23 protein-coding genes and 2 pseudogenes are annotated in these 25,949 nt (G+C 62.9%); 16 read left to right on the top strand and 9 right to left on the bottom strand.

What is annotated here, in order from left to right; all coding sequences use genetic code 11:
* Window positions 1–167 precede the first annotated feature (167 nt).
* From AWB67_RS17925 to uraH (AWB67_RS17915), 3 genes are all read left to right on the top strand, one after another.
* Entirely contained in the window at window positions 168–1,520 is a 1,353-nt protein-coding gene (locus tag AWB67_RS17925) for an MFS transporter (protein WP_087657603.1), read from the top strand.
* A 1-nt stretch (window position 1,521) separates the two neighbouring features.
* Window positions 1,522–2,040: a hydroxyisourate hydrolase gene (gene uraH, locus AWB67_RS17920; RefSeq protein ID WP_087657602.1), complete on the top strand. Its 519-nt coding sequence runs from the start codon at window positions 1,522–1,524 to the stop codon at window positions 2,038–2,040.
* A gap of 78 nt (window positions 2,041–2,118) precedes the next feature.
* Window positions 2,119–2,457, top strand: a complete 339-nt coding sequence (gene uraH, locus AWB67_RS17915) for a hydroxyisourate hydrolase (protein ID WP_087657601.1) — start codon at window positions 2,119–2,121, stop codon at window positions 2,455–2,457.
* A 117-nt stretch (window positions 2,458–2,574) separates the two neighbouring features.
* Here uraH (AWB67_RS17915) and AWB67_RS17910 read toward each other — a convergent pair whose 3' ends face one another.
* The 6 genes from AWB67_RS17910 to AWB67_RS17885 all read right to left on the bottom strand — a co-directional run bounded on the left by AWB67_RS17910 (window position 2,575) and on the right by AWB67_RS17885 (window position 6,930).
* Window positions 2,575–2,943: a BON domain-containing protein gene (locus AWB67_RS17910; protein ID WP_087657600.1), complete on the bottom strand. Its 369-nt coding sequence runs from the start codon at window positions 2,941–2,943 to the stop codon at window positions 2,575–2,577.
* Window positions 2,944–3,176: 233 nt separating this feature from the next.
* The gene (locus tag AWB67_RS17905) at window positions 3,177–3,725 is read right to left on the bottom strand and encodes a PH domain-containing protein (RefSeq protein ID WP_125477615.1); all 549 of its coding nucleotides are present in this window, start codon (window positions 3,723–3,725) and stop codon (window positions 3,177–3,179) included.
* A gap of 131 nt (window positions 3,726–3,856) precedes the next feature.
* Complete coding sequence (locus AWB67_RS17900; protein WP_087657598.1) at window positions 3,857–4,333, bottom strand: nuclear transport factor 2 family protein; 477 nt, start codon at window positions 4,331–4,333, stop codon at window positions 3,857–3,859.
* Window positions 4,334–4,389: 56 nt separating this feature from the next.
* On the bottom strand, window positions 4,390–4,845 hold the full coding sequence (locus AWB67_RS17895; protein ID WP_087657597.1) for a DUF3331 domain-containing protein: 456 nt from the start codon (window positions 4,843–4,845) through the stop codon (window positions 4,390–4,392).
* A 58-nt stretch (window positions 4,846–4,903) separates the two neighbouring features.
* Window positions 4,904–5,848, bottom strand: coding sequence for a helix-turn-helix domain-containing protein (locus tag AWB67_RS17890; protein WP_087657596.1), 945 nt, complete (start codon window positions 5,846–5,848; stop codon window positions 4,904–4,906).
* Window positions 5,849–6,108: 260 nt separating this feature from the next.
* The gene (locus AWB67_RS17885) at window positions 6,109–6,930 is read right to left on the bottom strand and encodes an alpha/beta fold hydrolase (protein ID WP_087657595.1); all 822 of its coding nucleotides are present in this window, start codon (window positions 6,928–6,930) and stop codon (window positions 6,109–6,111) included.
* A gap of 251 nt (window positions 6,931–7,181) precedes the next feature.
* On the opposite strand from AWB67_RS17885, the gene AWB67_RS17880 reads away from it, so the two are divergent.
* The 3 genes from AWB67_RS17880 to AWB67_RS17870 are packed head-to-tail and all read left to right on the top strand — an operon-like array spanning window position 7,182 to window position 13,081.
* Window positions 7,182–10,361, top strand: a complete 3,180-nt coding sequence (locus AWB67_RS17880; protein ID WP_087657594.1) for an efflux RND transporter permease subunit — start codon at window positions 7,182–7,184, stop codon at window positions 10,359–10,361.
* A 24-nt stretch (window positions 10,362–10,385) separates the two neighbouring features.
* Window positions 10,386–11,630, top strand: a complete 1,245-nt coding sequence (locus tag AWB67_RS17875; RefSeq protein ID WP_087657593.1) for an efflux RND transporter periplasmic adaptor subunit — start codon at window positions 10,386–10,388, stop codon at window positions 11,628–11,630.
* Window positions 11,630–13,081 carry an efflux transporter outer membrane subunit gene (locus AWB67_RS17870; protein ID WP_087657592.1) on the top strand — a complete coding sequence of 484 codons (1,452 nt, stop codon included), beginning with the start codon at window positions 11,630–11,632 and terminating at the stop codon, window positions 13,079–13,081. The genes AWB67_RS17875 and AWB67_RS17870 overlap by 1 nt, the downstream gene beginning before the upstream one ends.
* 5 nt (window positions 13,082–13,086) lie before the next feature.
* Here the strand turns inward: AWB67_RS17870 and AWB67_RS17865 are convergent.
* A pseudogene (locus AWB67_RS17865) lies at window positions 13,087–14,391 on the bottom strand (chloride channel protein).
* 402 nt (window positions 14,392–14,793) lie between these two features.
* Here AWB67_RS17865 and AWB67_RS17860 point away from each other — a divergent pair.
* From AWB67_RS17860 to AWB67_RS17845, 4 genes are all read left to right on the top strand, one after another.
* Entirely contained in the window at window positions 14,794–15,300 is a 507-nt protein-coding gene (locus tag AWB67_RS17860; protein WP_087657591.1) for a DUF1003 domain-containing protein, read from the top strand.
* Between the two features lie 41 nt (window positions 15,301–15,341).
* Complete coding sequence (locus tag AWB67_RS17855; RefSeq protein ID WP_087657590.1) at window positions 15,342–15,863, top strand: Dps family protein; 522 nt, start codon at window positions 15,342–15,344, stop codon at window positions 15,861–15,863.
* Between the two features lie 84 nt (window positions 15,864–15,947).
* A complete protein-coding gene (locus AWB67_RS17850) occupies window positions 15,948–17,213 on the top strand; it encodes an MFS transporter (RefSeq protein WP_087657589.1) in 1,266 nt (421 codons plus the stop codon).
* A gap of 28 nt (window positions 17,214–17,241) precedes the next feature.
* Window positions 17,242–19,311 carry a cation:proton antiporter gene (locus AWB67_RS17845; RefSeq protein ID WP_087657588.1) on the top strand — a complete coding sequence of 690 codons (2,070 nt, stop codon included), beginning with the start codon at window positions 17,242–17,244 and terminating at the stop codon, window positions 19,309–19,311.
* Here the strand turns inward: AWB67_RS17845 and AWB67_RS17840 are convergent.
* Window positions 19,304–20,158, bottom strand: coding sequence for a LysR family transcriptional regulator (locus tag AWB67_RS17840; RefSeq protein WP_087657587.1), 855 nt, complete (start codon window positions 20,156–20,158; stop codon window positions 19,304–19,306). The genes AWB67_RS17845 and AWB67_RS17840 overlap by 8 nt on opposite strands.
* A gap of 118 nt (window positions 20,159–20,276) precedes the next feature.
* Here AWB67_RS17840 and AWB67_RS17835 point away from each other — a divergent pair.
* The 5 genes and pseudogenes from AWB67_RS17835 to AWB67_RS17815 all read left to right on the top strand — a co-directional run bounded on the left by AWB67_RS17835 (window position 20,277) and on the right by AWB67_RS17815 (window position 24,352).
* Window positions 20,277–20,983: pseudogene (locus AWB67_RS17835) on the top strand (haloacid dehalogenase type II).
* A 16-nt stretch (window positions 20,984–20,999) separates the two neighbouring features.
* Window positions 21,000–21,788, top strand: coding sequence for an aldolase (locus AWB67_RS17830; RefSeq protein WP_087657586.1), 789 nt, complete (start codon window positions 21,000–21,002; stop codon window positions 21,786–21,788).
* Window positions 21,789–22,032: 244 nt separating this feature from the next.
* The gene (locus AWB67_RS17825; RefSeq protein WP_087657676.1) at window positions 22,033–22,479 is read left to right on the top strand and encodes a universal stress protein; all 447 of its coding nucleotides are present in this window, start codon (window positions 22,033–22,035) and stop codon (window positions 22,477–22,479) included.
* A 158-nt stretch (window positions 22,480–22,637) separates the two neighbouring features.
* Window positions 22,638–23,015: a helix-turn-helix transcriptional regulator gene (locus AWB67_RS17820; RefSeq protein WP_087657585.1), complete on the top strand. Its 378-nt coding sequence runs from the start codon at window positions 22,638–22,640 to the stop codon at window positions 23,013–23,015.
* A 2-nt stretch (window positions 23,016–23,017) separates the two neighbouring features.
* On the top strand, window positions 23,018–24,352 hold the full coding sequence (locus tag AWB67_RS17815) for a type II toxin-antitoxin system HipA family toxin (protein WP_087657584.1): 1,335 nt from the start codon (window positions 23,018–23,020) through the stop codon (window positions 24,350–24,352).
* Window position 24,353: 1 nt separating this feature from the next.
* Here the strand turns inward: AWB67_RS17815 and AWB67_RS17810 are convergent, their stop codons facing one another.
* Window positions 24,354–24,614: a hypothetical protein gene (locus tag AWB67_RS17810; protein WP_159964860.1), complete on the bottom strand. Its 261-nt coding sequence runs from the start codon at window positions 24,612–24,614 to the stop codon at window positions 24,354–24,356.
* A 146-nt stretch (window positions 24,615–24,760) separates the two neighbouring features.
* Between AWB67_RS17810 and cynR the strand changes: the two genes are divergently transcribed.
* The gene (gene cynR, locus AWB67_RS17805; RefSeq protein WP_087657582.1) at window positions 24,761–25,708 is read left to right on the top strand and encodes a transcriptional regulator CynR; all 948 of its coding nucleotides are present in this window, start codon (window positions 24,761–24,763) and stop codon (window positions 25,706–25,708) included.
* Window positions 25,709–25,949 lie beyond the last annotated feature (241 nt).

Raw genomic sequence — 25,949 nt, 5'->3', positions numbered from 1 at the left:
GCATAAGGCTCTCGCACCCATACATGCATTGCTATGGGCCTTATTCACTCCCCCGCCGTTCCCAATTGGCGGCGCATTCCTATACTTGCTTCCAACCGAACACACGGCCGCTGCCGCACCTTCCCGGCGCCCGGCCGCGCACGTCAACCGACTGGAAAGGAGACACCATGTCGATCATCAAACAGGCCATGCCGGCATTCGCCGACGAGGCAAACAGTGCGGTCGCAAGCGCTGAAGCCAGCGCCTATCGCAAGGTTTCCTGGCGCCTGCTGCCGTTCCTCGGCGTGCTGTGGGTGCTGGCGTGGCTCGACCGCGTCAACATCGGCTTCGCCAAGTTGCAGATGCTGGACTCGCTGCACTTCTCCGAAGCCGTCTACGGCCTCGGCGCCGGTATCTTCTTTCTCGGCTACTTCTTCTTCGAAGTGCCGTCGAACATGCTGTTGCAGAAGATCGGCGCTAAGAAGACGATCATGCGCATCACCATCTGCTGGGGCGTGATCTGCATGCTTCAGACCACCGTCTCCACGCCGACGCAGTTCTACCTCCTGCGCTTTTTGCTCGGCGCGTTCGAGGCCGGGTTCTATCCGGGCGTGATTCTCTATCTCACGTACTGGTATCCGTCACAGCGGCGCGCCAGGGCGTTCGGCACGTTCATGTCCGCGTCGGCCATTGCGGGCGTGCTCGGCGGGCCGCTCGCGGGCTGGATCATGACGTCGATGGGCGGCTTTCACGGCATGCACGGCTGGCAGTGGCTGTTCATCCTGGAAGGCATCCCGTCCGTGCTGGCCGGCATCTTCGCGTGGTTCTACATGACCGACAAGCCGGAGCAGGCCCGCTGGCTCACCGACGACGAAAAGCGCGTCGTGCAGGACGCCCTGCGCCGCGACAGCGCCGCGATGGGCGAGCGCGGCCACGACTGGCGCGGGCTCCTCACGAACCGAAAGGTGTGGCTCCTGATCGCGATCTTCTTCTGCCTGCTGTGCGCCAACTCGACGCTGACCTTCTGGATCCCGACCATCATCAAGGATGTCGGCTTCATCTCACCGATCGCCGTCGGCTGGATCGCGGCGGTCGCGTATCTGTGCGGCGCCGTCGGCATGATCGTGAATGGCGCGCGCTCCGATCGACGCAACGAAGTGCGCTGGCACTTCAGCGGCCCGGCGATCATCGGCGGCGTATCGATGGCGGCGCTCGCCGTGCTGATGGGCGTGCAAACGCTGTCGCCGGTCGTCGCGCTGCTTGCGATGACGGTGGCGCTCGTCGGCACCATGAGCGCAATCCCCGTGTTCTGGCAGTTGCCGAACCGTTATCTCGCAGGCAGTGCCGCGGCCGTGGGCGTCGCGCTGATCAACTCCGTCTCGAACCTCGCGGGCTTCGGCGCGCCGTACGTGATGGGCCTGATCAAGAACGCAACGGGCAAGGTCACGACGGGCCTGTATATGGTGGCCGTCATCGAGATCCTGGCTGCGGTGCTGGTGCTCATCGGCATCCGCAATCTCGGCAACAAGCAAGGAGCCTGATATGCGCGACAACCCGACTCCCGTCGACGCCAGCCGTCGCCGCTTCGCCCTGCAATCCGTAGCGCTCGGCGGCGGACTTCTGCTCGCAGGCGGCGCGCAGGCGGCCGGCGAGCAAGCGGCCACCGTCCCCAACCAGACCACGGGCCCGGTGCAGCAGGACGGCCTCAGCCCGCGCCTCACGATGCACGCGCTCGACACCTGGCACGGCACGCCGGCCGCCGGCATGCGCGTGGAGATGTTTCGCATCGAGGACGGCCAGTCGCGGCATCTGCAGACCGTGACGCTTGCCGCGAGCGGACGCAGCGAACCTCCGCTCCTCGAAGGCGACGCTTACCGCGCCGGCACGTATGAACTGCTGCTGCACGTCGATGAGTATTTCGCCGCGCGCAAGGCCAGCTTGCCGCAGCCGCTCTTTCTCTCGACGATTCCGCTGCGCTTTCGCGTAACGGACATCACTCAGCGCATCCACTTGCCCGTGCTGTTCGGACCGTGGAGCTACAACTACTATCGCGGCAGCTGACCCGCCGCGTTTAGCAACCATCTTGCACGGGACGAGAGAAGCGCTTTAGCGCTAACTCTCGTCGACATAGGAGAGGGCATGGCCGCAGGCATCACGACCCACGTACTCGATGTAGCGCTCGGCAAGCCCGCTGCGGGCATGCAGATCGAACTGTTCGACATGAGCACGCAACCCCCGACGCTCATCACCCGCACGCGCTCCAATCGCGACGGGCGCACCGATACGCCGATCCTTCCCGCCGCGCAGGCCCGCGCGGGCGACTTCGAATTGAGGTTCTGGGTAGCGGACTACTTCCGGACGCCCGATGTATTCGCTGATGTCGTGCCGGTGCGCTTCACCGTCGCCGATGCGGCGCAGCACTATCACGTGCCGCTGTTGTGCTCGCCGTGGAGCTTCGGGACGTATCGGGGGAGCTGATCGCGTTGCGGATCGCGGTCAATAGACTGATGATTGACGAGGGTCGTTGCGTGAACCTTGTAAACCCGCGGCTCCCGTTCGTTAGACCGGGAGCCGCATGGCCGATGTGTAACCCGCTTACTGCCCGCCTTGATTGATCGACAGCGCATTTTTCACCGACGTCACGCCAGACACGCCCTTCGCGATCGAGCCGGCCTTGTCGATGTCGGCAGGGTCGGAAACGTGTCCTGCCAGCGACACGGCGCCCCCCTTCGCGAGCACGCTGATTCCGGCGGTGTTCACGCCGCCCTTCGACAGCGCCTGCAGCACCTTCTTGCTAAGCGCCCGATTCGCCTTTCTGACAGCGGACTTCGACGTTCCTGCGCTGGCCGTCGCGCCGGATTGACTCGGCGTTGCCGTTGCATCGCTCGTCTGCGACCAGGCATTAAACGACGCGACGACGATCAAAGCTCCGCCCATCAACTTGAGTGTCTTGATTGCATTCATTGTTCGCTCCGGTGAGTGTGAGCCGCGCGTTCATGGCGACTCTTGCGGGGATGGACGATCGTTCGATATCGCGCCTCGTTTCAATGGATCGAGCGCGCGACGCTCAACGCGCAATCTGCTCCCGTTTTAGCAGCAGCGCCATGAGACTTTAGTCCAATAGACGGTCAGAAGCGAGCGTGCAAGTGTCTCGGGTTCGCGGCGTATGGGGCGTATGGGCCGAGAGCAACGCCGATTCAAACACCGTGCGCTTCGGTGTAATCGGCGGCGTTCGGATCGAAAGCCTTCGCAGCACCACGCCGTTCCTGACACAGGGCCACCGCCTCGACCAGTTTCTTGCGAAGCTGCTCCACGTCGTGGATGCCGGGCAAACGCCGGACGGGATGAGCCAGATCGTCGGTGGTCAGGATGATCGAGCCGGCGCCGAACAGACGCAGCCACCACGGATGAATCGATGTGATGGTCTGCACGCGCGAAAGCTCGAGAATCGACGAGCGGCGATTGAAGATGCCCTGCGTCCAGGTGATCCGCGCGGTATCGATGACGATCCGCGTGAAGGCCGTCTTGCTGAACGGAAAGGCGACACCGATCAACACCGCTCCGGCTTGCGCGAGCAACACGGGCCAGTGAAGCGGAAAGGAACCCGACAAGCAAAGATGAATGCCGCCGATCACAGCCATGACAGCAATGCCTTTGAGGAGCGCCGGAAGGTTACAGGCCTGCGACGGCGCGCCGCTGAAAATCACCTGATTAGCCATCGCATAGTCCCCTTTATCGTGATGCACGGTCGTGTTCTTTTGTCGGCTGCGCGCGGTAGATGTGAACGCTTTGAAGCCAGTGCGACGCGCTTCGGCATTGCCACCGACGATCCACCCAGTATAGCCCTAACGACGAAGACCGTCCCCGAGCGCGCCTCTCAGAAGCCAAAACTGCTCAGCCCCGGATGATCTTCGGGACGCGTTCCCAGGGCCCAAAAGAACTGACGCTCGCTTTCGTGAATCGGTATGTCGTTGATGCATGCGTGGCGCACGGCCATCAGCCCGTTTTCATCGAACTGCCACATCTCGTTGCCGAACGACCGGAACCAGTGACCCGAATCGTCGTGCCATTCGTACGCAAACCGGACGGCGATGCGATTGTCCGTGAAAGCCCACAGTTCCTTGATCAGGCGATACTCCAGCTCGCGGTCCCATTTGCGCCGCAGAAACGGCACGATCTGCTCGCGGCCGGTGACGAATTCGGCGCGGTTGCGCCATTTGCTGTCCACGGAGTAAGCGAGCGAGACTTTCTCGGGGTTGCGCGAGTTCCAGCCGTTTTCGCCAGCACGCACTTTTTGCGTGGCGGTTTCGAGCGTGAATGGAGGAAAGGGAGGGATCGGGGTATTTGTCGACATAAAAGCTCCAGTTGAATGAATCGCCATCGCATCGCCAGGCAAGTGAAACGTGTTAATCAAGCCGCTTGAGTTTCAGACATGCACGATGGCGTGCCGATCGCAGGGTCGATCAAAACGGCCTCATGCAACACGGATTGCAGGATCATCGCGCCCGCATTCAGCGGCAACGTTCGATAGGGACGCGGCTTGTAGATCGCATCGCCCGGAGCAATCGTGCGTCCGCTCATCACGCACGTGCCAGCGACGCGGGCACGGCTCGCGTGCCAGACCTGATCGCCGTAGGAACAGAGCGTCGAGCTGCGCCATGCGACGGTTGCGGTCGATTGCGTCGGCCGGTCGAGCACCTGCACTTGCGCCTCGAAGCGCTGCCCCGCTATTGCCGGCTGGCCGCCTTTGCGTCCAGATCGCACGGCAGTCGCGGCTTGTTGATCGACGCCCGTACCATCCGATATCGCGGACAGCAAGCCGAGGGTTCGTAACCACGGATCGGTGAAACTCGCATCGTCCAGCATGTTCGCTCTCCTGTTCCAGATAGACCGCTTGGGACCGCTTGATCCTCGACGCTCCCGCTTACCGATCGATGTTCGCCTTCATCCGCCAGTTGGAAGGCGTGTCACCGACCAGCCGCTTGAACACCGTCGTGAAGTGCGCCTGCGAGCGGAAGCCGCAGCTCAGCGCGACGTCCAGCACGTTGTGCTTCGACGTGAGCAAAAGATGCTGTGCATGCTCGATCCGGCGACGCGTCAGATATTCGTGCGGACGCATCCCCGTTGCGCGGCGAAACTGCGAGGCGAAGTGCATGCGCGTGAGACCCGCGCTGCTGGCGATGTCCGCGAGTCCGATCGGTTCGGCGAGGTGTGCATCGACGTATTCGATCGCGCGGCTCAGACGCCATGACGGCAGCGGGGTCGCCTCGCGTGTCTGGCGTTCCGCGAGCGTGAAGTGCCGCGCGACCACCCGCGATACAACCGCGAGACTCACGCTGTCCGTGAAGACCTTGCCGAGCGCGGCATCGTCCGATTGCGAGACCGCGAGCGCCTGGCCGAGACGTTCGAGCGCAGGATCGCGCACGAGTCTGGGATCGTCGATGCGAATATCGCCTGCATGTTCACGGCCGAACATGTCTTCGTAGCATTCCGCGAGTACCTGTTGCGAGACAAAAAGATGCAGCACGTCGGCGGCAGATTCGAACTCGGCGCTGCAATGTACGTCCGGCGCGGTCACCTGTACGGCGCCCGCGGCGACCCGGCCGCGCACGAGCGGCGCGCCCGCATGCTTGAACGTCAGTGACGCGCACTTTAGGTTCATCGCGATGCAATGGTGTTCGGCGTTGCCCGGATTCACGACCGTCAGCGGTTGCGCCACGTTGCGCGTCCAGCGAGAGACGACGATGTTGGACGGCGACTGTGGATCGACGGGACTGCGCCATTGATGCTCGATGCCGATCGGGTTGGCCCTTCTCTTCGGTGCCACATCCACGGCGGCGTCGGGAAGCAAAGTCATCGAGCTGGTCATGATCTGGTCATCCGGTTGAGTAGGTCGGGGCTGCGATGACTCCAAGGTATCGCAGGGCAAACGCGGCGCCCATCCCTACCTTAGGTTGACTCTCGCGACCAATGGTTGGGGCGACTCATATTCAGGTTTAGTCTTGCGGCTTTAGCGGGCTGTGGCGTGGGATGAATAAAGGCGAGACAGAGTCATACTTAGGTATAGGTTGCAAACGCAAAACGCCGCTCTGTCTCCACTAGAGCGGCGTTTTTCTTCAACAAATCCAGTTACGACCGAATGAACTCCAGCAAGTCCGCGTTCACGCGATCCGCATGCGTCGTACACATCCCATGCGGCGCGCCTGCATAAATCTTCAGCTTCGCATTCGGCATCAACTTCGACGACAGCTTGCCCGAATCGTCGAGCGGAACGATCTGGTCGTCATCGCCCTGAAGGACGAGCGCCGGCACCGTGACCTTCTTCAGGTCTTCCGTGAAATCGGTTTCTGAAAACGCTTTCACGCAGTCATACAAGCCCTTGATCGAGCCTTGCAGACCGAGCAGCCAGAACGAGTCGATCGTGCCTTGCGAAACCTTGGCATCCGGCCGGTTGAAACCGTAGAACGGCAGCGCCAGGTCCTTGAAGAACTGCGAGCGATTGTCGTGGACGCCGTGGCGAATATCGTCGAATACAGAAAGCGGCAAACCGCCCGGGTTCGCTTCCGTCTTCAGCATGATCGGCGGCACCGAGGCAATGAGCACCGCCTTCGCCACGCGCTTCGTCCCATGACGGCCGATATAGCGCACCACTTCGCCGCCGCCAGTCGAGTGACCGACCATCACGACGTTCTTCAGATCAAGCGACTCGATCAGTTCCGCGAGGTCGTCCGCGTAAGTGTTCATCTCGTTTCCGTTCCAGGGCTGCGACGAACGGCCGTGGCCGCGACGGTCATGCGCGATCACGCGATAGCCGCGCTCAGCGAGAAACATCATCTGTGCGTCCCAGGCGTCCGCGTCGAGCGGCCAGCCGTGCGAGAACGTGATCGGCTGGCCCGTGCCCCAATCCTTGTAATAGATTTCCGTGCCGTCCTTGGTCGTGAAGTAAGCCATCTCTACTGCTCCTTTCGGTTTGGTTGAACGCCATGCGCCGTCGTGGCATGCGTGACAGTGAGTATTCGCGACGGCCAAGAGACGCCTGTTTCATATCGCCCGGATTGTTTGGATTCGCACGCTCGAACCCATCGCTTGCTTCGCTAAAGGGCATCGTGCGAATCGGCAACGACAGTGCCTCAGGCTGAATCCATGATCGTTGAAACCGCCTACGCTCCACCCATCACACGCATGGAAAAAGGACACCGCCGATGTGGATCGTCAGACTCGCCTTGAAACGGCCCTATACGTTCATCGTGCTGGCCGTGCTGCTCTTCATCCTCGGTCCGCTCGCGATCATCCGCACGCCCACGGACATTTTTCCGAACATCGATATTCCGGTCGTCAGCATCGTCTGGTCGTATAACGGCTTTTCCGCAGAGGACATGGCGCACCGGATCACATCGAACTACGAACGCGCACTCACCACTGACGTGGACGACATCGAACACATCGAGTCGCAGTCGCTCAATGGCGTGTCCGTCGTTAAGATCTTTTTTCATCCGGGCGCGGACATCAATCGCGCAATCGCCGAAGCGGCATCGAACTCCGCGTCGATCCTGCGCGTGCTGCCGCCGGGCACGCTTCCGCCGAACATCATCACGTACAACGCGTCGACGGTGCCGGTGCTTCAGCTCGGCCTCTCCAGCGACACGCTGCCCGAACAGACGCTCTACGACCTCGGCAACAGCTTTATTCGCACGCAGCTCGCTACCGTGCAAGGCGCCGCAGTGCCGCTGCCGTTCGGCGGCAAGATCCGCCAGATCATGGTCGAACTGGACCCGCAGGCATTGCAGGCCAAAGGCCTCTCGCCCGCCGATGTCGTCAACGCCGTGAACGCGCAGAACCTGCTCCTTCCCGGCGGCACCGCCAAGATCGGCTCGCGCGAGTACGACGTGCAGATGAACGGCAGCACCGATACGGTCGCCGCGCTCAACAACCTGCCGATCAAGACGATCGATGGCGGCGTGGTGTACGTACGCGACGTCGCGCATGTGATCGACGGCTACGCGCCGCAGACCAACATCGTGCGCAGCGACGGCAAGCGCGCGGCGTTGCTGCAGGTCGAGAAAACCGGCAGCGCATCGACGCTCACGATCATTCAGCAAGTCAAGGACATGCTGCCGAAGATCGCGGCAGGCTTGCCGAAGGCGCTCGTCATTTCGCCGCTCTCCGATCAATCGGTGTTCGTGAAGTCGGCGATTACAGGTGTCGCACGCGAAGCGCTGATCGCCGCCTGCCTGACGGCCGTCATGATCCTGCTGTTTCTCGGGAGCTGGCGCGCCACGCTGATCATCGCCGTATCGATTCCGCTCGCCGTACTGACCTCGCTGATCGCGCTATCGGCCCTGGGAGAGACCATCAATATCATGACGCTCGGCGGACTCGCGCTGGCAGTCGGCATTCTCGTGGACGATGCCACCGTCGCGATCGAGAACATCACGCATCACCTCGAAAACGGCGAGCCGCTGCACGATGCGATCCTGAATGGCTCCGGCGAAATCGCCGCGCCGACGTTCGTGTCGACGCTATCGATCTGCATCGTGTTCGTGCCGATGTTCCTGCTCTCGGGCGTCGCGCGTTATCTGTTCGTGCCGCTTGCCGAGGCCGTGGTATTCGCGATGTGCGCGTCGTACTTTTTCTCGCGCACGCTGATCCCGACGCTTGCGATGTACCTGATGCGCGCGCCATCGAAAGACGGCGACGCGTCACACGGTGCGCTCGTGCGCTTTCAACAGGGTTTCGAGCGTCGGTTCGAGCGCTTGCGCGGCGGCTATCGCAACGCGCTGCAACACGCGATCGAAAATCGCAGCCGCTTCATTCCGATCTTCCTCGCGCTGTGTTTCGCATCGCTCGCGCTGCTTCCGTTCACCGGCCGCGACTTCTTCCCCGCAGTCGATACCGGCGAGATCCGGCTGCATCTTCGCGCACCGACGGGCACGCGAATCGAACAGACCGCGCGCATCACCGACGAAGTCGAAGCGAAGATCAGCAGCGTAGTTCCGAAGCAGGAACAAGCCGCGCTGCTCGACAACATCGGCGTGCCGGTGAGCGGCATCAACCTGACCTACGACTCGTCCGACCCCATCGGTCCCGAAGACGCCGACATCATGCTCACGCTCAAGCCTGACGCCGGCGCGACCGCGGACTACGTCGCGAAGCTGCGCAACGTGCTGAACGCATCGTTCCCCGGCGTGACGTTCGCGTTCCTGCCGGCCGACATCGTCAGCCAGATCCTCAACTTCGGCCTGCCCGCGCCGATCGATATCCAGATCGTCGGCAACAAGCTCGAGGAGAACCGCGTCGTCGCGGATCGCCTGCTCACGCAACTGCGCGGCGTGCGCGGCCTCGTCGACGCACGCATCCAGCAGCCGGGCGACGCCCCCGCCATCGACGTGAACGTCGACCGGACCAAGGCGATACAAGCGGGGCTCACGCAGCGCGACGTCGCGCAGAATCTGCTGATCGCGCTGTCCGGCAGCTCGCAGACGACGCCGAATTTCTGGCTCGATCCAAAGAACGGCGTCAGCTACCCGCTGATGGCCGAAGTGCCGCAGTACGACATTCACTCGCTGCAAACGCTCGCGAACATCCCGGTGGCGACCGTCGCTTCAAACGCGTCGCAGAACCTGCTAGGCACGCTGGGCACGATGTCGCGCAGCACGCAGCAAGCGGTTGTTTCGCACTACAACGTCCAGCCCGTGCTCGACATCTTCGCGGCCACGCAGGGACGCGATCTCGGCGGCGTCGCGGAGGACGTCACGCGTCTCGTCGATGCCGCGCGCGCCAGCCTGCCCGCCGGATCGTCGATCGTGATTCGCGGCCAGGTCCAGTCGATGAACGAGTCGTTCGGCGGCCTGGAGAGCGGCCTCGTGTTCGCGATCGCACTCGTCTATCTGCTGATGGTCGTGAACTTTCAGTCGTGGCTCGATCCGCTCATCATCGTGAGCGGGTTGCCGGGCTCGCTTGCGGGCATCGCATGGATGCTGTTCTCGACCCACACCACGCTGAGCGTCCCGGCGTTGACGGGAACGATCCTCTGCATCGGCATCGCGACGGCCAACAGCATTCTCGTCATCAACGCCGCGCGCGAACTGCTGCAAGGCGGCGCCGATCCGCTTCACGCCGCGCTCGAAGCGGGCTTCAGCCGATTCCGACCGGTGCTGATGACGGCGCTCGCGATGCTGATCGGCATGCTGCCGATGGCACTCGGCCTCGGCGACGGCGGCGAACAGAACGCGCCGCTCGGACGCGCGGTGATCGGCGGGCTCGCCATCGGCACGGTCTCGACGCTGATGTTCGTGCCAGTGGTCTTCGCGCTCGTTCATACGTGGCTCGCGAAGCGCCGCGCGCGTCGAAGCGCCGTTATCGCTGCGCCGCAAGCGCAATGAATCCGCCAACTCAGGGACTCAATCATGAACACGCCTGATGCACATCCGGAATGCGAGCGCGCCGTCACTGGACGCGCACTCGTTCCTGTGGTCCGCGCGAGGCCGCAGCCCGCACGAGGACAGAAGAGCGCACTGCGCCGTCGTCTGCCGATTGCGTTGGCGGGGATCGCCGCTGCGCTCCTGATCGTAGGCATTGTGCCGCGCCTGCGGGCGAGCGCGGCGCTAACCGCGCAGGTCGCGGCGCAGCGCGCGCCAGTCGTCGACGTGATTTCGCCCGGTCACGCGCCGGCTTCGCGAGAGCTGTTGCTGCCGGGCGCGGTGATGCCCTACGCGGAAGCATCGGTGTATGCGCGCACGAGCGGTTACATCCGGCGCTGGTCCGCCGATATCGGCACGCACGTGACAGCCGGGCAGGTGCTCGCGATCATAGAAACGCCGGAACTCGATGCGCAATTGCAGCAGGCGCGCGCTGATGCCGCCACCGCGCTCGCCAACTACAACTATGCGACCAGCACCTCGCAACGCTGGCAGCAGATGCTGCAAACGCAATCCGTCGCGCAGCAGGACGCGGATACAAAGACGGCCGACATGCAGGCCAAGCGCGCGATTCTGGCGTCGGCGCAGGCGAACGTGGCGAGGCTTGCGGAGATGGTGTCGTACGAAAAGGTGACGGCGCCGTTCGACGGCGTCGTCACCGTGCGCAACGTCGATGTCGGTGCGCTGGTCACGGCAGGCGGCACGCCGGGACTCGCCACGCCTGCGAACGAGCTGTTTCACATCGCGCAGGCGGACGTGCTGCGCACCGTCACCGACATCCCGCAGGACGACGCGAGTTTTATTACGACAGGAACGAGCGTTTACCTCACGACGCAGCAGTACCCGGGACGACGCTTCCCCGCGCGTGTAGCGCGCAGTTCGGACGTGATCGATCCGTCGAGCCGAACGATGCGCGTCGAAGTCGATGTCGACAACCGCAACGGCGCGCTGCGTGCGGGCGCCTACGTGCAGGTGCATCTGGCGCTCGACACCGCGCATCCCGCGCTCGAACTGCCCGTGAGCGCCCTGCTGTTTCGTCCCAAAGGCGTGACGGTGGCTGTCGTCGGCAACGACAGCAAGGTCGCGCTTAAGTCCGTCACGATCGGCCGGGATTTCGGCACCTATGTCGAGATCGCGACGGGGCTGAACGCTTCCGATCGGGTCATCGATAACCCCGGCGACGCCATCACCGCGGGCACGGTCGTGCAGGCGCACAACACTGGAGCCCGATGATGCGCCCCCTGTCCATGCCATTTCTTCGCAGGACCCTGGCGATCGCCGTCGCGTGCGCGCTGGCCGCCTGTTCGACGTTGCCCAGCTATACGGTGCCGGAAACCGTCGTGCCGGATCATTACGCGACGGCACAGGCTGCGCCCGGCTGGCGCGTAGCCACGCCGCTCGATACCGCGCCACGCGGCGATTGGTGGACCGTCTTCAACGATCCCGACCTGAACCGTCTGGAGAGTCAACTAGCCGTATCGAACCAGACCGTGAAGAAGGCGATCGCACAATTGCAGCAAGCGCGCGCGATGATCGATTATCAGCATGCGGGTTTTATGCCGACCGTGACGGCCGGCGCCGCGCAATCGCGCACGCGGCTTTCGCAGAATGTCGAAGGTCATCGGCTTGCGGGCAAGACCGTGCCCGATTACTCAGCAAGCGTCTCCGCGACATGGGAGCCCGACCTGTTCGGACGCGTCCGCGACGCAGTGGTCAACGCACGCGACAACGCGCAGGCAAGCGAAGCCGATCTCGAAGCGGTGCGCCTCGCGATGAGCAGCGATCTCGCACGCGACTACTTCGCGCTGCGTGCGCTCGAGATCCAGAAGAAGCTCCTCGACGACAGCGTCACCGCTTACGCCGCTGCGTTCAGGATTCTCCAGCAGCAAGTGGCCGACGGCGCGATCGATGCTTCCGCCGCCGCGCAAGCGCAAACGCAACTCGAAAGCACCCGTTCGCAAGCCACCGACATCGACGTACGGATCGCGCAGACGACGCATGCGATCGCGACGCTGATCGGCGTGCCGGCATCGTCGTTTTCATTGCCGCCGAAGATCGAGACGACGGCCGTGCCGCGGATTCCCGCAGGCGTGCCTTCGCAACTGCTGGAACGTCGGCCGGATATCGCTGCGGCAGAGCGGCGCGTAGCCGCGGCGAATGCGCAGATTGGTCAGGCGAAAGCGGCGTTCTATCCGGACTTGACGCTGAGCGCGACCGCCGGGCTCGAAAGCACGTTCTTTGCGCCTTGGCTGACGGCGCCGAGTCTTTTCTGGTCGATCGGTCCGCAACTCGTCGGTACGTTGTTCGACGGCGGGAAGCGTGACGCGTCGTTGAAGGGCGCCACGGCGCAATACAACGGCTCGGTGGCCGACTATCGGCAGACGGTGCTCGTGGCGTTCCAGCAGGTCGAAGACGCGCTCTCGGAACTCGATTCGCTCTCAAGCGAAGCGCAAAGCCAGCGCCGGGCGACTGCCGCCGCCGAGCTTTCGCTCGAGCTCACGCAGGACCGCTATCGGGCGGGCGCGGTGAGCTATCTGGATGTCGTGACGACGCAGACCATCGCGCTGGCCAACGAGCGGATGGAAGCGCAGGTTCAGGGGCGCCGTATCGATGCAAGCGTGCAATTGGCGACCGCGCTTGGCGGCGGATGGGATCGTGCGGCGCTGGATTCGTCGGTGGATTGAGTTGCTCAAGCCTTCGCTTGCGCGACCACACCGTCACGCGCACGCGCCGCCACCACGTTACTCACGCATTCCGACGCAGCCACCGACCCCGCAACCGCAATCAACACTGGGATCAAAAATCCCTGACTCGGCTGCGTGAATTCGAAAATCAGCGCAACCGCTGTCAACGGTACGCGCATCGAGGAAGCAAGAAACGCCGCCGCACCGATCACGGCGAACGCACCAAGCGGCGTACCCGGAAAGAGCACCGACCATGCGCCGCCCAGCACGATCGCCAGCAACGCGCCGTTGCACAAACCGGGTGTCAGCAAGCCGCCCTCCGCACCCGCGCGAAGACTCGTCCAGGTGATCAGCACGCGCAGCATCAACAAGATGGCGGCGAGGCGCAGCGGTATGGAACCATCGAAGCCTACTTGCGCGGGCCCCTTGCCGTTGCCGAGCAGTATCGGGAATTGCGTCGCGAGCAGGCCGATGAAGAGGAAGTTGAAAACGCACAGGAGCGGCAGCCAGCAGCCACGCGGCGCATGAGCGCGCGCGGAACCGGTGATCCGCGTGAATTGATACGCCGCGAGGCCGATGAGCGGCCCGGCGAACGCCGACCAGATCATCAGCGAAGGCGTGGTCACATAGTGCGGCACTGCGTACTGCGGCAGGTCGCCGAGGCCCAGTCGCGCGACCAGCGCCGCGATCACCGACGTGACGACCGCAGGCACCAGCGCACGTCAGCCGAAACTAACGAGCAAACCTTCGAGGACGTAAAGCGCGCCTGCAACGGGCACGTTGTAGACGGCTGCGAGACCCGCCCCCGCGCCACAAGCCACCATCACCTTCGATTCGTCTGATGTGAGGCGCGCCCAGGCGCACAGCTTGCCCGCGATCATCGCGGCCACTTCGCGCGGTGCGACTTCGCGTCCGAGCGGCGACCCGAGCGCAACCGTCACGATCTGCAGCAACGCATGACAGGTCGTCGCGACGGCAGGCATGCGCGGATCGTTGCCCTTCACCGCACGCGCAATGCTGACGAGCGGCCGGCACCAGCGATAAACCGCCCACCAGCCGACTCCCGCGACCACACCGCAGACACCGAGCACAGCCACGCGGCGCAACGGGCTGGCCGCCTCGACGCCTTCGAGAAAGCTCTCGCCGTGAAAGAGCGAAGCGAAGCTGTAGCCATACGCGAGATGCTGGATCGCGTGCAACAGCGCGGCGAGCCCCAGCCCGCTGAGACCACCAGCGAGCCCCGTCAAGCCGACGACGACGGCCCACCGAAACGCATGGCTGACAGCAAACGGTCCGGATGCGGGTTGCACGCTAACGCTCCATTTTTTCGCCAAAGCATGGATCACGCATCGTACCGAGGAAGCGCGCGGCCGTCACGTTCACGTATGCCTCGCCTTCGTGACGCATGAACGAAGTGGGTTCCATCCGTCCTTCTCTGTAGAGTCCGACGGGCCAATGCAAGTTATCGGAACGGCGTCGCTGGGACCATCCCTACGTTCGTTTGCAACACGCTGCGATTGGTTTGCCTGGCTCATATGCAGGTGTGACGCCGCGCAGCGGCAGGCGCATTCATACATCAAACCTGGGTATGTCGCGGTCATGCCACCGGCTGTCACGTCGAGTCCTTCGTAGGATGGTTCATCGTCGATGATTCTATTAATGTGAGGTCGTTAAGGCGGCACCGCGCCGCCTTTTGCATTGGGAAGATACACATGGCAGACCTCATCGACTACGCAGATTCGCCGAATCCTCACCTGCGATTCCAGGCGCCGCATGCGCACCTCTCGAGCGTCTTCGGCAACGACTGGTTCGCGCTCAAGGCCGAAACCTTTGCGCGCTTCTTCGGCACGCCCACGTTTCTCGTCGTGCAGACCCTGATCGTCGGCGGGTGGATTGCGGTCAATCTGCTTCACATGTCGCGCTTCGATCCCTATCCGTTCATTCTGCTGAATCTCGCGTTCAGCCTTCAGGCTGCCTACGCCGCGCCTTTGATCTTGCTCGCGCAAACGCGCCAGGCGGATCGCGACAAGGCACTCGCGGAAGCCGATGCGCATCATCGGGAAGACATCGCACTCGCCAGTGAGAACCGCGAAATGCAAATGGCCGAGTTGCTCAAGCAGAACACCGAACTCACCGAGCTTACGCGCCAGCTAGCGGAACGCATCGAAACGCTGACGCGCGATCTTCACGAAACCCTGACGCCTTCGAAACTCGCTTGAACGCCGTTGTACCAATCGACTCAATCAAAAAAGGTATTGCCATGAATGAAGCACTCGAAGCCGCCGCCGTGCGCCGCGCAGCCTCACTTAAAACGCCGACTCGTCTGTCCGAAGAAGCAGTCCGCGACATCTCCGCCGCATTGACGACGCTGCTCGCCGACGTGTTCGCGCTGTATCTGAAAACGAAGAACTTCCACTGGCACATGTCCGGGCCGTACTTCCGCGACTATCACCTGCTGCTCGACGATCAGTCGGATCAAATCTTCGCCACCACCGATCCCATCGCGGAACGCGCGCGCAAGCTCGGCGGCAAGACGCTGCATTCGACAGGTCAGATCACGCGCTTGCAACGCATCTCCGATAACGACGCGGCATTCGTCACACCGGACGACATGCTCGCCGAACTGCGCGAGGACAACCTGGCGCTTGCGGGCTATATGCGCGAAACGCATTCGCTGTGCGACGCATTCGGCGATGTAGCGACAGCGAGCCTGCTCGAAAACTGGATCGACGAAGCGGAGCGGCGCGTGTGGTTCCTGTTCGAATCTGGACGCGCTGCTTGAAGGACAGCGTTTCGTCCGGTAGGGACGAACCTCCGCCCCTACCGTTTAGCCCGCTTGCAGAGGGCCTTTCAATTCAGAGAAGTCATGTCTCGCCCACTCATTCTCGGCATCAGTATCGTGTCGCTTGCTAACGCGCTGTTAGGGACGCTCGTCAGCGTGATGCTATCCGCGCACGGCTTGGGTAATACGGGTGTCGGACTGGTGATGTCGTGCTACTGGCTGGGCTACATCGTGAGTGCGCTGACGACGGGAAGCGTCATCGAGCGCATTGGACACGTTCGCGCCTTCACGGCATTCGCTGCAACGGTCGCGACGAGTGTCCTTGCCTTGACGTTCGGCAAGCAAACCGAAGTATGGGCATTGTGTCGCGTGTTGACGGGATACGGTTGCGCCGCGCTTTTCATGGTCACCGAGAGCTGGCTGAGCGCCTCGTCGACTTCATCGACACGCGGCACCGTTTTCGGCACGTACATGCTGGCGACGTACATCTGCATGGGTGCTGGCCAGTTCCTGCTGAACGTCGATCCGAGCGGCGTCAATCTCCTGACGCTAGACGGGCTGTTGTTCGCAGTCGCGCTGATCCCGGTGGCGCTCGTTCGTGACAACCCGCCTCCCGTCGATCAAGTGAGTCGCTTTGGGATCAAACGGCTCGTATCGATTGCGCCGGTTTCCGCGCTCGTCTGCGCAATGAGCGGTTTAGCGAGCGGCGCTTTCTATGGAATGATCGCGCCCGCATTGCGCGTGGCGCATGAGCCGACGCGCAACGTGTCGTTCGTCGTCGCGAGCCTGGTGTTTGGTGGGCTCGTCGCTCAGTTGCCTGTCGGAAGGCTGTCGGATTCGATCGATCGACGTCTCGTGATGACTGGAGCGGCGGCTGGTAGTGCCGTTAGCGCGATGGTGCTTGCACGCACGTTCGGGCATGTGTCGGTCGGTTCGCTTTGTATCTTGACGGGTGTACTCGGCGCGTGTTTGTCGGTGCTTTATCCGCTTGCCGTCGCGCACGTCAACGACCGGATCGCTAAAGGCGACGCCATTCCCGCGAGCGGTGCGCTGATCCTCGTCAACGGCACAGGCTCGCTTTTCGGTCCCGCGTTAGCCGGCTTGCTGATGCGGTTTTTTGGTGCGGACGGTCTCTTCGGTCTGATGGCCTTTACAGCGGCCATGGCGGCAGCGATCTGCTTTAGAGCCATTGCCGCAAGCGGCCCGGCCCTTTCAATCCGGCCGTTCCTGATGCTGCATGGTCATGCGATGCTCAATCCCGGGCTCCATCCGCATCTGCGATTCAGGGCGAGACATTACGTGCCTGAAACGCTTCAGACGCCCGCCCAGGTCGTCAAGAAGACGCCGTGAACCACCGACCCCTCCGGTTAAATCGGCCATGATGACCGAGCTGCTCCTAGGCGCGACGTTGATCGCCGTCACCGGCGTGGTGCAGGCGTGCAGTGTCCGCTTTGCGCTGCCTCAAGCGCTGCTGGTTGCATCGGTCGGCATTGCGTGTGGGGCGGCGTCCCTTCTGCTGAACATGCTTTTGCCGCATAGCGCGCTGACGTTCATCGCGCCGCTCGTGGCGTGGCCGTTGCCCGCGCAGACCTGTCTCACGCTTTTCCTGCCGACGCTGTTATTTCAAGCCGCTTTAAGCGTCAACGTCCGCGAGATGCTGGCCGACGCCGCCCCCATCCTGCTGCTGGCCGTGTTCGCCGTGTTCGTCGCGACGGGTGCGATCGGGCTGGCGGCGTCTGCGGTGTCGGGACAACCGGTTATCGATGGCTTGCTGCTCGGCGCGATCATCGCGACCACTGATCCCTCCGCCGTGCTCGCGGTCTTTCGGAGCGTCGGCGCGCCGGCCCGTCTCGTGCGACTGGTCGAGGGTGAAAGCCTTCTGAACGATGCCACCGCCATCGCCGTAGCGGGCGTGCTGCTTGCCGCGCTGGAAGGCAATCATGCGACGGGCGGCGTCGGCACGGCGCTGCGCGTTTTCGCTTTCTCGTTCGCGGGTGGCACGCTGTTCGGCGCGGTCGCTGGACGTCTGCTCGCGTGGGCGCTCGTCCACATGGGCGGCGAAGGCAAGGCCGAACTCACCCTGACGATCGCGTTGCCGTACCCGCTTTACATCGTTGGCGATCACTACCTGCACGTCTCGGGTGTCGTCGCGGTCGTGGCTGCCGGGCTGGTCGTCAGCGGACTCGGACGCACCCGCCTTTCTCCACGCAACTGGGATCATTTGCAACTCTTCTGGGAGCAGGCGGCCGCGATCGCGGGCACAGTTGTGTTTCTCATCGCGACCATACGCGTTCCGGCATTGATGCGAACCGCACATCCTTTTGATCTCGTGACGTTATGCGCGATCGTCGCGGCTGCATTGGCCGCGCGCGTTGCGGTGCTGTTCGGTGTCTTCCCGATACTCGCGCGCTTGAGGCTGAGCGAACCAGTCAGTCCCGCGTTCAAATTCGTCATCGCATGGGGCGGATTGCGGGGCGCTGTCACGATCGTGCTTGCCTTGGGCATCGCAGGCAATGACGATCTATCGGAGCCGACTCGACGCTTCGTGGCCGTCCTTGCGACAGGCTTCGTTCTCTTGAGCCTCGTCATGAACGGCCCGACGCTAAAGCCCTTGATTCGTCGTCTCGGACTCGATCGTCTTTCAGCACAGGACCGCGCCATACAGCGGCAAGTCGTGCGGATTGCCACGACGGGTGTCGAGGAGCGGGTACAAGTTGCGTCGAAGGTCTTCGAAATCGCACCGGAGATAGCCGATAAAGTCGTCGAGCAATATCGACGGAGCGTTGCGCTCGATGGCGCATCAAATCTCGACGACCTGCTGAGCGATCAAGACCGCCTCGCCATCGGACTTCTGGCGCTAGCGCGCAAGGAACGCGACCTGATTCCCGACTATGGTTACGGCGTCGTTAAGGTAAGCAATCTTGACCGGATGACACGCAACGCGTCCGACATGATCGAAGCGGTACGTCGCGATGGAAGGCTCGGATACCGGCGCAGAGCGGCGCAGATACTGGCGCTCTCGGGCATGTATCGCGTGAGCCGCTGGCTGCATTTGCACTTGCGCTTCGACAGATTGTTCGCGACGGCTCTAGCCGACCGCTTCGAACTTCTCATGTGCCGGCGCGCGGTACTGGAGCAATTGACGCGTTACAACGACGAGCGCTTGAACGATCTGCTCGGCGACCGGCTCGTGAGCATGCTCGACAAGCTGCTGCATGCACGCATCGACGCAATCGAAGCGGCGCTCAACGAAATGCGCAGCCAATACTATCGATACACATGGAGACTTGAACGGCGCATGTTGCTACTGGTGGCTTTGCGCGAGGGGTGTGCATCGGTCGCTGCGATGTACGGCGATCAAACCATCTCTACGGAGATCTACAACTCGCTGAACCGCGAGTTTGCGCGCGCCTGGGAAGTTGCCATCGCGCGTCCACGCTTTAGCTAGACGACGCCTGAACCGCGATCTCCGAGCGCAAGAAATCGACCAACGATCGCTGAAGCGCATTGAGCGGCCCGCCCGAACTGACGAGCGCGAGTTCCGAGGGAGGCAAAGGCGGCAACCCGTCGCATACACGATGATCGGGGAGCAAAGCAGTGGTGGGCAGCGCCGAAATCCCGAGCCCCGACGATACGGCCGCCTGAATCCCCGTCAGGCTATGACTGCCGAACGCGATGCGCCAGCGCCGGTGCGCCTTGTCGAGACTCCGGATCGCCCGCTGCCGATAGATGCAGCCTTGCGGAAAAACCGCCAGCGCGACGGGTTCGTCGTCGATGTGAGATTGCGATCCCTGAACCCAGACGAGCGACTCGGGCCACGAAGCGAGACACTCCCCGCTGCCCGGCTCGCGCTTCACCAGCGCGATTTCGATCTCGCCCGCCGTGAGCTTGCGCTGCAAGTCGAAACTCATGCCGGCGACGGTTTCCAGCCGCGCGCCCGGCCGCGCCTTCATGAAGCCGGAAAGCATCGCCGTCATGCGTTTCGCGTCGAAGTCCTCCGGCACGCCGATGCGAAGCGGCACCAGTTCGACGTCGCTCGTCAGCGCGTCGTGCGCTTCCTGCGCGAGCGACAACAACCGCCGCGCGTATTGCGCCAGCACTTCGCCGTGCTCCGTGGCAGTCACCTGGTTGCCGGTGCGATCGCGCAGCAGCAGCGCGCAACCCACCGACTCTTCCAACTTGCGAATCTGCTGGCTCACCGTCGATTGCGTTCGATGCACGCGCTCACCGGCACGCGTGAAACTGCCTTCGTCGACGACACAAACAAACGTGTTCAGGAGTTCGAGATCGAGCATGGTCCGTTCCGATCGATATTTACTTTGTCACTGACATTAACATATAAGTTTAATTTCTCACTATCGAGTGGCTGACTTACGCTAGCGGCATCCCTTCAACTTTTCGACGGATGCTCTCATGACACTGCACGCGACTCCCCGCCCAAAATGGCTGACTTTCGATTGCTACGGCACACTGATCCAGTGGGACGAAGGTCTGCAGGCCGCGGTACGCAACATCCTGGCGATGAAGCCGCGCCACGACGTCGACCCCGCCCGACTTATCGCGGTGTACGATCGGCACGAGCACGCGCTAGAACAGACGCCGCCGCATCGAACGTTTCGCGAGGTGGCAGGCGCCGGGCTCCGGCTGGCGATGGAGGAACTCAATTTGCCCAGCGCACCAGGCGACACCGAACTGCTGACCGGGCGCATCTCCGCGATGCCGCCGTTCGGCGAAGTCGTCGATACGCTGCGGCAGCTCAAGGAATCAGGCTATCGGCTGTGCATCGTGTCGAATACCGACGACGACATCATCGCCGGCAATGTCGCGCAGCTCAGCGGTCATATCGATCGCGTGATCACCGCGCAGCAGGCCGGCGCGTACAAACCGGATCGCCGGCTGTTTGATTACGCCCACGAACAACTGGGTGTGACGAAGGACGACGTCGTGCACATCTGCGCGAGCCCGCATCTCGATCATGCGGCGGCACGCGATATCGGGGGTTCCGGTGCATCTGGATCGACCGCGGCACGGGGCGCACGCTGCTTCCCGACTATCGCCCGGACGCGACGCTTTCGACGCTCGATGAAGTGCCGCCCCTCTTTGCTTCGCTCGGCTGGTGAGCCCAGGGACAACATCATGGCGCATACGCTTTCATCCGTTTCCAGCGTTCAGTCGGCAGGCAACCGGCGACTCGATAGCGACGAGATCGTGCAGGCACGCATCGAACTGGCTGCGTGTTTTCAGCTCGCGGCGCAGCTCGGTTTCGAGGAAGGCATCTGCAACCATTTCTCGGCCGTCGTGCCCGGACATGACGATCTGTTTTTCGTGAATCCGTACGGGTACGCGTTCTCCGAGGTCACGGCGTCGCGCATTCTGATCTGCGATTTCGACGGCAACGTGATCGAAGGTGACGGCAAGCCCGAAGCCACCGCGTTTTATATCCATGCGCGGCTGCATCGCCTGATGCCGCGCGTGAAGGCGGCGTTTCACACGCACATGCCGAACGCCACGGCGTTGTGTCTGCTCGAAGGGCCGCCGTTGTTGTGGCTCGGTCAGACCGCCTTGAAGTTCTACGGCCGCACCGCGGTGGTCGAGGACTACAACGGTCTCGCGCTGGACGAATCGGAAGGCGACCGGATCGCGGCCGCGCTCGGCGACGCGGATATCCTGTTCCTGAAGAATCACGGCGTGATGGTGGCGGGCGCGAGCATCGCGGAAGCCTGGGACGACCTGTATTACCTGGAACGCGCAGCCGAGGTGCAACTCAAAGCGATGAGCGCCAATCGCCCGCTCAAGCCCGTCCCGGCGGATATCGCGCAACGTGCCTACGAGCAGATGCGTCTCGGCGACAAGGAAAGCGCTCGCGCGCATCTCGACAGCGCCATGCGGGAGCTTCGCAGGCGCGGGGTGGCGTTCGAGGCGTGACGAAGCCTCGCGCTGCGATGGTCATTTTTTGGCGGGGCTCGCGGTCGGGTCGCTAACCAGGAAGCGGCGACGCGGTTGTCCGCCGGAAAGGCGAGCTTTCTTGTCACGCGTCAATTCTCTGCACGGCGCCTTCGCTCAACCGTCGCCTATACTGTAAACACGATGTAATATTTTGTTGACGAGGTTCGCTTGGCGATCATTCGATGCGTCGGGCGGGCCCGGAACGCGATTGGAGGACGTCATCATGTTCAAGCACCTGCTTGTGGCAACAGACGGGTCCGCACTGTCGGAAAGCGCGGCCCAGATGGCCGTGGGACTCGCCAAGGAAAACAACGCGACGGTCACGGGGATCTATATGGTGCGCCCGTTCCATATGACCATCTACAGCGCTGAAATGGTGGGCTATACAGAGGATGAATTCCTCGCCTCCGACCGCGCGCGCGCCGAGGAATATCTCACGACGGTCCGGAATATCGCCGCGCACGCGGGCGTCGAGTGCGACACGGTGGCGGCGAGCGGCGCGCACCCGTACGAGGCGATCCTCGATACCGCGAAAGAGCGGAACTGCGATCTCATCGTGATGGCGTCGCACGGACATGGCGGCATTCGCGGCCTGCTGATCGGAAGCGAAACGCAAAAGGTGCTCACGCATAGTCACTTGCCGGTGCTCGTCGTGCGGCCGCCGGTGTAAGGTCGGGCCGCGCGCAATTGAAGGGATCATGAGCCGGCTTTGTCCGGCTCTTTTTTGGCCTCTCCACCTCACGCCTTACAGTCATTAGCTTGTATCGATACAAAACAGCGTATAGACTGTTATTTTGATTTACAGCTTTAGACTTGTAGGAGCATCCGGTGGGCTATCAGGTCAAGACACTCAGCCAGCTACGGCCGATCCTGCTGGGCTTCCGCAAGGCTGCGGGACTCACGCAGGCTGCAATGGCCGCTCACCTCGGCGTGACGCAGCAGACGTATGCCCAACTGGAGGCCAATCCGGCCGCGGTCAGCGTTGAGCGGCTGTTCAAGGTCATGCGCGTGCTGGGTGTCAATCTGATGCTGACGCGAACCGCAGAGAATGCCGGCAATGTCGTCTATCCACAAGATGCCCCGTCGAAGACCGCTTTGGCCGAAGAGCACATGCCCGAGTACAACGTGCCCAAACCCACCGCACGCAAGAAAAGCCCGACGCCCGCAAAGCGGGCAGCCGCCGCGAAGAAAAGGGAGAACTGGTAAGCATGGCGCGCCGCACGCAACCGGGACGGCTCGACCTGTGGATGAATGGATTGCCCGTCGGTTATTGGGAGACGGCGCGCGGGGCCGAGCGCCTCGTGTACCACGACGACTGGATCGACGACCGCCAAGGCCGTCCGCTATCGCTTTCGCTGCCCTTTACGCCGGGCAACCAGCCGTATCGAGGGCAAGTCGTCACCGACTATTTCGACAACCTCCTGCCCGACAGCGAGCCCATTCGTCGACGTATCGCCGCGCGCTACCGGACCGGCGGCACCGCGCCCTTCCAACTGCTCGCGAAGCTCGGCCGCGACTGCGTCGGCGCGATCCAGATGCTGCCGCCCGACGAAGAACCCGTCGACCTGGAGAGCATCCGCGGGCGAGCCCTGAACGACGCGGAAATCGCGCGCCTGTTGCGCGACACCATCGCGGCGCCCACGATGGGACAGCACGAATCGGTCGATGATCTGCGTCTCTCGATTGCCGGCGCGCAGGAAAAGACCGCCCTTCTCTGGCACGGCGATCAATGGCTCCTGCCCGAAGGCAGCACGCCGACGACGCACATCTTCAAGCTGCCGCTCGGGCTCGTCGGCAACATGCGCGCCGACATGCGGACCTCGGTGGAAAACGAATGGCTCTGCTCGAAGATCGTCGCGGCTTACGGCTTGCCGATCGCCCGCTGCGAGATTGCCCGTTTCGACGATCAGAAGGTGCTCGTCGTCGAACGGTTCGATCGAAGCCTGTCGAGCGATGAGACCTGGATCGTACGGCTGCCGCAGGAGGACATGTGCCAGTCGACAGGGACGCCCGCGCTACAGAAGTATCAATCGGACGGCGGTCCCGGCATCGAGGCGATCATGGAAGTGCTGTCGGCCTCGGAGCGCGCCGCCGAGGACCGGCGCGACTTCTTCATGACGCAGATGGTCTTCTGGCTGCTCGCCGCCACCGACGGCCACGCGAAGAACTTCAGCATCGCGCACCTTCCCGGCAACCGCTACCGCTCGACGCCGCTCTACGACGTGCTCTCGGCGCATCCCATCATTGGCACGGAAGGCAACCAGTTCGCCGCGCAGCGCGTAAAGCTCGCGATGGCCGTGCGCAGCCGCAATGTCCACTACCTGATCAACGAGATCCAGCAGCGGCACTGGATCGCGCAGGGTCAGCGGGTCGGGTTTTCGAAGGCGGATATCGAGACGATGATAGGCGAGTTGACGGCGCGAACGGCGAGCGTGATCGACGAAACAGCGGCCCTGCTGCCGCGCGATTACCCGATGGACGTCGCCGATGCGATCTTCAACGGCATGCGTCGGCTGAATCGCAGGCTTGTGGGGGCGGGGTGAATTATCTCGTCAGATGCCGCAGCGCTCGCCTTGCAGAACCATTACCCTGCACAAACGCGCGCACCGGACGACGCGTCGGCCGGGACGCTGCCGCAGCGCGCTCGCGGACATTGACTGGCACCGCGTCGGCCTCCGTTCCGAGGTGCGCAAAACGCCCATGCTCTTCGTTTTTCGCCAGCACGTCGGGCGAAAGCAGATCGGCAATCGTGAACGTCATGAATGCGCCGAGCGCCACGACGATCACCGATGCCACAATCAGCATATCCATTCCGTTTCTCCCGTAAGGCGCCTTCCGAAGCGGGCGCTTGAACCCGTGGCATAGTTTCGATTGTGCCGAGGGCAGTTGACCGCGTCCAAGACTGGATACGGATCAGGGCGATAAGAAAAGCTTATGGAGAAGAAACGAGCGTGCTACTTCGTCACATCCGCTATCTGATTGCGGTCGCCGAGCAAGGCAATTTCACGCGGGCAGCCGAGACCCTGCGCGTCTCTCAACCCGCTCTCTCACAACAAATCCGCCAGCTCGAAAGCGACCTCGGCGGCCAGCTCTTCGATCGCAGCGGTCGCGTCGTCCGTCTGACCGACTTCGGGGTCGCGTACATCGAACATGCACGACGAGCCTTGCTCGATCTCGAAGCGGGCCGAAGGGCACTGCATGACGTGCGCGATCTTTCACGCGGACATGTGCGCGTCGCCGTCACGCCGACGTTCACCGAGTATCTCGTAGGGCCGCTCGTCGGACAGTTCCGCACGCTGCATCCCGCGATCAGCATCGAGATGACGGAGATGTCGCTGGAGGCCATCGAGACGGCGCTCGGCGAAGACCAGATCGATCTCGCGATCGGCTTCTCCGACCTGCGTTCCGACGACGTCGATATCGAACCGCTTTTCGCCGAACGGCTGACGCTCGTCGCGGGCGGTGCGCATCCGCTGACGCGCGTATCAGGCGCAGTGGTGGCAAGTCAGCTCGCGGACATCGCCCTCGCTCTCCTCACGAGCAACTTCGTTTCGCGCGGCTACGTGGACGACTATTTCCGCGCGCATCGCATCAAGCCGAAGATTTCGCTACAGGTCAATTCAATCAGCGCGGTGCTGAAGATCGTCCGGCGCGGCGAAATCGCGACGATCCTGCCCGGCGCAATGGAGCGCGAGCATCGCGACCTGTCCTATGTGCCGCTCGATCCGCCGTTCCCGATCCGCACGGTCGCGCTGCTGCGGCGCAGGCACGCGTATCGGACGGTGGCATCGACCGAGTTTTGCGCGCTGTTACGCAACATGTTGAGCGAAGGCGAGCTTTCCGGGCTGGATACTTTCGCGGCGAAGAGCGCTGACGTGATTCGCCGGCAGGAGCTTTGATCGGCTTTAGCTATGCCGCCCAACGCGCGCACGTCTGCCGGGGCGTTGGGTTCGGCGGAACTTTGAGGCTCACTCCGGCGTCGCGTTGCAAGGAATCGCGGCGCCCTCTGAAGCCTCCGTCCCGATGCTCGCGAGCGCCGCAAGCCCCAGCAAGGCCAGCGCGCCGCCCAACATGAAATCGGCGGGAATGCCGACGTGATCGACCACCGCGCCGCCGACGAACGACCCCCCCGCGATCGCC

The sequence above is a fragment of the Caballeronia terrestris genome, from assembly GCF_001544515.1.
Lineage (GTDB): Bacteria > Pseudomonadota > Gammaproteobacteria > Burkholderiales > Burkholderiaceae > Caballeronia > Caballeronia terrestris.
The sequence above is the reverse complement of the archived record's forward strand: the minus strand, read 5'-3'. Positions and strand labels throughout refer to the sequence as shown.

Excerpts from the sequence above, each read along its gene's own strand:
- AWB67_RS17925 (WP_087657603.1), top strand. The coding sequence starts at position 168 with ATGTCGATCATCAAACAGGCCATGCCGGCATTCGCCGACGAGGCAAAC.
- uraH (WP_087657602.1), top strand. The coding sequence starts at position 1,522 with ATGCGCGACAACCCGACTCCCGTCGACGCCAGCCGTCGCCGCTTCGCC.
- uraH (WP_087657601.1), top strand. The coding sequence starts at position 2,119 with ATGGCCGCAGGCATCACGACCCACGTACTCGATGTAGCGCTCGGCAAG.
- AWB67_RS17910 (WP_087657600.1), bottom strand. The coding sequence starts at position 2,943 with ATGAATGCAATCAAGACACTCAAGTTGATGGGCGGAGCTTTGATCGTC.
- AWB67_RS17900 (WP_087657598.1), bottom strand. The coding sequence starts at position 4,333 with ATGTCGACAAATACCCCGATCCCTCCCTTTCCTCCATTCACGCTCGAA.
- AWB67_RS17895 (WP_087657597.1), bottom strand. The coding sequence starts at position 4,845 with ATGCTGGACGATGCGAGTTTCACCGATCCGTGGTTACGAACCCTCGGC.
- AWB67_RS17890 (WP_087657596.1), bottom strand. The coding sequence starts at position 5,848 with ATGACCAGCTCGATGACTTTGCTTCCCGACGCCGCCGTGGATGTGGCA.
- AWB67_RS17885 (WP_087657595.1), bottom strand. The coding sequence starts at position 6,930 with ATGGCTTACTTCACGACCAAGGACGGCACGGAAATCTATTACAAGGAT.
- AWB67_RS17880 (WP_087657594.1), top strand. The coding sequence starts at position 7,182 with ATGTGGATCGTCAGACTCGCCTTGAAACGGCCCTATACGTTCATCGTG.
- AWB67_RS17875 (WP_087657593.1), top strand. The coding sequence starts at position 10,386 with ATGAACACGCCTGATGCACATCCGGAATGCGAGCGCGCCGTCACTGGA.
- AWB67_RS17870 (WP_087657592.1), top strand. The coding sequence starts at position 11,630 with ATGCGCCCCCTGTCCATGCCATTTCTTCGCAGGACCCTGGCGATCGCC.
- AWB67_RS17860 (WP_087657591.1), top strand. The coding sequence starts at position 14,794 with ATGGCAGACCTCATCGACTACGCAGATTCGCCGAATCCTCACCTGCGA.
- AWB67_RS17855 (WP_087657590.1), top strand. The coding sequence starts at position 15,342 with ATGAATGAAGCACTCGAAGCCGCCGCCGTGCGCCGCGCAGCCTCACTT.
- AWB67_RS17850 (WP_087657589.1), top strand. The coding sequence starts at position 15,948 with ATGTCTCGCCCACTCATTCTCGGCATCAGTATCGTGTCGCTTGCTAAC.
- AWB67_RS17845 (WP_087657588.1), top strand. The coding sequence starts at position 17,242 with ATGATGACCGAGCTGCTCCTAGGCGCGACGTTGATCGCCGTCACCGGC.
- AWB67_RS17840 (WP_087657587.1), bottom strand. The coding sequence starts at position 20,158 with ATGCTCGATCTCGAACTCCTGAACACGTTTGTTTGTGTCGTCGACGAA.
- AWB67_RS17830 (WP_087657586.1), top strand. The coding sequence starts at position 21,000 with ATGGCGCATACGCTTTCATCCGTTTCCAGCGTTCAGTCGGCAGGCAAC.
- AWB67_RS17825 (WP_087657676.1), top strand. The coding sequence starts at position 22,033 with ATGTTCAAGCACCTGCTTGTGGCAACAGACGGGTCCGCACTGTCGGAA.
- AWB67_RS17815 (WP_087657584.1), top strand. The coding sequence starts at position 23,018 with ATGGCGCGCCGCACGCAACCGGGACGGCTCGACCTGTGGATGAATGGA.
- AWB67_RS17810 (WP_159964860.1), bottom strand. The coding sequence starts at position 24,614 with ATGCTGATTGTGGCATCGGTGATCGTCGTGGCGCTCGGCGCATTCATG.